This is a genomic window from Mediterraneibacter sp. (assembly GCF_030825015.1).
Classification (GTDB): Bacteria; Bacillota; Clostridia; order Lachnospirales; family Lachnospiraceae; genus Mediterraneibacter.
On record NZ_JAPJQP010000013.1, the window covers coordinates 1 to 5,059 of the forward strand.

The following is a 5,059-nucleotide window of genomic DNA, read 5'->3' on the forward strand; positions in this document are numbered from 1 at the left end:
CTCATCTATTTTGCAACAGCCCCTTTATTTTTGCCAATGATAATTATACTCTAAGCGCCCTTATATTGTTTAGTTGTCGTTTTTTTACAACACCTATCAACAATTATCTACGCCAACCGTTAGTTGTTTTATTATTCAAAAAGAAAAGTCCGCATTTTACAGCGAACTTCTAATACTTATAGCATTATTTTATTTAGAATGTCTTAGAAATACTTCTATAACTTCATAGATTTTCTCTCTGTCATCGCTTGATAACTTAGAAATTTTCTCATTAAGCATTGAATTTTTAACGATATATCCAGTATTTACAACATCTGCAAGAACCATATCAGCCGATACATCCAACGCATTTAATATAACTATAAAAGTTTCAAGTGATGGGACTTTCTCTCCACGCTCTACCATACCGATATAATTAGTAGACAATCCAGTTTTGTCTGCCAAATCTTCTTGCCTATACTTTTTCATAAGTCGGTACTTTCTAATATTTTTTCCGATTGTATCAAGTTGCACCTCATCACCTCCTTGAGTTTGTTACCACAACCAATAGTATAGTTTATATATTGCTTTCTATACAGCAACTCACCAGAAGACACGACAACTATTAGTGATGATATTCATGTATATTATGATATAATCCAGTCTTCGTCTGATACGCAATTTATTTATCTGCTTATCATCCAATTCTTTAATTACTACATAGCTATCATACTTTTCTCAATAGCCTTTTTTATGTATGATATTCATATTTTTGCTAAAATTTTTTTCGTCATTTATATAAAACCAAGTAAATCCTTTTTCTGCTTTCCGCATTGGCTTTTGTAAATTACCTTTAACCCCTTCTTTAATAATTCGCTCTGCCTTTTCTTCTTCACAAAAATGGATAAGTCCTTTTGATTTCAGTATTAAGATTTTCTTTAGGTGTATGATAAAGAAAATCTATAAAAATTTTTTTTATTTCCTCCAAAACATTCATATATCGTCTCCCTAAATCTGTTAGCAAATTTGAATGTATATCTACTCTAAAAATGGGCAATCCGTATAGGACTGCCCATCAATACTTGTAGTTATGCGATTTTTTTCGCTCTGCACCGTTTTCTGCATCAAATGATGTAAGTTTGATGTAAATCGCTGTTTTTTCAGAAATTCATCAAATGAAGTACATCTCGTTTATAAAGCAAAACGGTACATCGTTACATCACGTCGACTAACGTCTCCGTGTATTTTTCGCCTTATGTCGGTGTCCACAAGCGCCCACCGCCGCAAGGCTCATTTTTTTCAAATTAGTAGAGCTTTGCACCTGCCGGAATGTGGTTATCTACCATAAGAAGATTTAAGCCTTCATGACCGTCTTCTTCGTGTACTGCTGAAATCAGCATACCCTCGGAGTCAATGCCCATCATCTTTCTCGGCGGCAGATTTACGATTGCGATACAAGTCTTTCCAACCAGTTCTTCCGGCTCGTAATACTCGTGAATACCGCTTAAAATCACACGGTCTTTGCGTTCACCGTCGTCTAATGTGAACTTGAGAAGCTTCTTTGACTTCGGTACTGCTTCACAAGCCAAAATCTTAACTGCTCTGAAATCAGACTTCGCAAATGTATCGAAATCAACCATTTCTTCAAAGATCGGTTCAATCTTCACATTGGAGAAATCAATCTTTTCCGGTGCTTCTTCTACATTTTTTTCAGGTGCTTCGGAAGCTGCATTTTTTACATCATTTTTCTTATTTACACCATCTAAGGACTTCATTGTCGGGAAGAGCAGCACATCTCTAATTGCAGCACTGTTAGTTAAAAGCATACACATTCTGTCGATACCGAATCCGATACCTCCTGTCGGCGGCATACCGATCTCAAGTGCGTTCAGGAAATCTTCGTCTGTTGTATTTGCCTCTTCGTCACCCTGTGCCAAAAGTTCTTCCTGCGCTTTGAAACGTTCTCTTTGATCGATCGGATCATTCAGCTCTGAATATGCATTCGCCATTTCCCAGCCGTTCATAAAGAACTCGAAACGCTCCGTATATTCTGGGTTCTCCGGTTTCTTTTTCGTAAGCGGTGAAATCTCAATCGGATGATCCATTACGAACGTCGGCTGAATCAAATGTTCCTCAGCAAATTCTTCAAAGAACAATGACAAAATGTCACCTTTCTTATGATGTTCTTCATATTCTACATGATGCTCATCTGCAAGACGACGCGCTTCTTCCAAAGTCTTAACTTCGTTCCAGTCAACGCCTGCATATTTCTTCACGGCATCTACCATTGTAATTCGTTCAAACGGTTTTCCGAGATCCATCTCAACACCATTGTAAACAATCTCCGTTGTTCCGAGAACTTCCTGTGCCACATGGCGGTAAAGATTCTCTGTAAGATCCATCATTCCGTTATAATCTGTATACGCCTGATAAAGCTCCATCAATGTAAATTCCGGATTATGTCTTGTATCAAGTCCTTCGTTTCTGAACACACGGCCGATCTCATATACTCTCTCAAGTCCTCCTACGATCAGACGTTTCAGATAAAGTTCAAGAGAAATTCTCAATTTCAAATCTTCATTCAAAGCGTTGAAATGTGTTTCAAACGGTCTTGCCGCCGCTCCGCCTGCATTGGCAACAAGCATCGGAGTTTCCACTTCCATAAATCCTTCGCCATCCAAATATCTCCGAATCGCGCTGATGATCTTTGATCGTTTAATAAATGTATCTTTCGCTTCCGGATTCATAATCAGATCCACATATCTCTGACGATAACGCATATCCGTGTTTGTCAGTCCATGGAACTTCTCCGGAAGAATCTGAAGACTCTTAGAAAGCAGTGTTACATGGGATGCGTGGATAGAAATCTCTCCTGTTTTTGTCTTGAATACTTCTCCCTCAATGCCGATCACGTCGCCGACATCAAGTTTCTTAAATTCTTTATAATTTTCCTCACCGATGCTGTCTCTCGCAACATATGACTGGATATTTCCCTTCAAATCCTGAACATTACAAAAAGAAGCCTTTCCCATTACTCGCTTGGACATCATACGTCCTGCGATGGAAACCTGTTTTCCTTCAAGTTCCTCGTAATTTTCTTTTACTTCCACACTGTGATGTGTCTGATTGTATTTCGTGATCACGAACGGATCTCTCCCGCTTTCCTGCAGCTCTGCAAGTTTCTCGCGGCGCACCTTTCTCAACTGATTCAGATCCTGTTCCTGTACATTCTTCTGCTCCTGTGCCACTTTCTTATCTCCTTTCCCAAATAAATTTCGCTGCTTTCATCTCAATTCTGAAACATTCCTATACATGCTAATTCAGACCTCTTAAAAAAGAGGTCTGTTTATAATCATCTGTTTACTTTGAACGGCTGATTTCAAGCACTTTGTACCCGATTTCTCCTGCCTGTGTCTCTACGGTTACCGTATCTCCCACTTTTTTTCCGATCAATGCCTGACCAACCGGAGACTCGTTTGAAATCTTTCCTTCCAAGCTGTTCGCCTCTGTCGATCCTACAATTTTAAATTCCATCTCTTCGTCAAATGTTATGTCAAATACTTTTACCGTACATCCGACATTGATCTTATCAAAGTCAACTTCATCTTCAACAACCACTTCTGCGTTTTTCAGGATTCCCTCAAGTTCTTCAATACGCGCTTCGATGTCTCTCTGCTCATCTTTCGCCGCATCATACTCCGCATTCTCGGAAAGGTCTCCCTGCTCTCTCGCCTCTTTAATCTTAGCTGCAACTTCTTTTCTCTTGACAACTTTAAGATTTTCAAGTTCATCCTCAAGTGCCTTTAATCCGGCATAAGTAAGTAATCTTTTCTTTGCCTCTGCCATTGATAACGCTCCTTTTCTGTCTTTCTTTTTCACTGTTTTTTGTCTATTCCCGACAGGAAAACTTGTCCCTGCACGCTGTCTCTTTTAGTTTATTTCACAATTTCAATATTATAACCATCAAACCTCTTAATGTCAAGGTTTTTGGCATAAACAGGGGAGTTTTTCCGTGTTTTTTATTGTTTTTTTCTTTCCTGTATTTGCTTGTTTAAAGTATATATGCAATCTCATTTTTACGGCATCTGTTTCATATCGCACAAGGCAAATATTTTCTTTGCCATATGTAAAATATCTCGGCTTAATATATTGTCGTGCCATATTCCTGCAACAAGTCTGCCAAGCATAAAATCAGAGCTGCCACTAAGTGACAGCCCTGTGTTTTCCCGCATTATTTACGAGTCATATTTATTTTCTTTTGTTTCTTTTGAAGATTGTCAGAGCCGCTCCGCCTGCAACTGCACCTGCAAGAACTACAAGTCCGATCATCAATGTTACATTGAAGTTATCGCCTGTCTGAACTGCTCCACCTTTGTTCGGCGTTTTTGTATTCGGTTTCTTGTCCGGATCTGCTTTCACCGATACAGCTATGTCTGTCGACTGTCCGCCGTATGTTACTGTTACCTTCTTCGTATCCGCTGTCAATTTTGTGTTGAGACTTGGATTGAAGGAGAAATCTTTTGCTGTCTCCGGTCCGTATACAACAACTTTTGTTGTTCCGTCTGACATTGTTACTGTAAGGCTAAGTCCTGTCGGATCGAATTTATCGCCTTCTTTGTATTCTGTCTTGGCCGGGTTTGCTTTGATTGCAACTTTTTCTACTGTCGGTTTTTCCGGATCTATCGGTGTATCAGCTTTCACTTCAATACCGATTTCTACCGTCTTGTCTGCATATGTTACAGCAACTTTAGTCATATCTTCTGTAAGTGCTGTACCAAGCGCCGGATCAAATGCAAAGTCTTTTGCTGTTTCGTCTCCGTATACAACTTCTTTTGTTGTCTTATCTGACATCGTTACTTCAAGAACAAGTCCGTTCGGATCGAATGTTTCTCCCACTTTATAAGTTGTCTTGGACGGTACTTTCTTAACGGCAACTTTTTCTACCTTCGGTTCTTCTACCTGTCCTGCATTTACTTTGATCGTGATATCTGCTGTCTTCTCTGCGTATGTTACTGTTACTTTCTCATCACTTGTTTTCAATGCTGTTTCAAGACTTGGGCTGAATGCAAACGCTGCTTTT

Annotated in this window: 4 protein-coding genes; all 4 read right to left on the reverse strand. The window is 39.3% G+C overall.

All coding sequences use genetic code 11. From position 1 onward, the window contains the following. Positions 1-189 precede the first annotated feature (189 nt). Entirely contained in the window at positions 190-513 is a 324-nt protein-coding gene (locus RCH61_RS06815) for a helix-turn-helix domain-containing protein (RefSeq protein ID WP_178006992.1), read from the reverse strand. A 770-nt stretch (positions 514-1,283) separates the two neighbouring features. Next, a complete protein-coding gene (gene lysS / locus RCH61_RS06820) occupies positions 1,284-3,227 on the reverse strand; it encodes a lysine--tRNA ligase (protein WP_178006990.1) in 1,944 nt (647 codons plus the stop codon). A 112-nt stretch (positions 3,228-3,339) separates the two neighbouring features. Continuing rightward, on the reverse strand, positions 3,340-3,825 hold the full coding sequence (gene greA, locus RCH61_RS06825) for a transcription elongation factor GreA (protein ID WP_178006988.1): 486 nt from the start codon (positions 3,823-3,825) through the stop codon (positions 3,340-3,342). A gap of 402 nt (positions 3,826-4,227) precedes the next feature. After that, positions 4,228-5,059, reverse strand: an 832-nt coding sequence (locus RCH61_RS06830; RefSeq protein ID WP_306480249.1) for a bacterial Ig-like domain-containing protein, incomplete at its 5' end; no start/stop codon positions are given.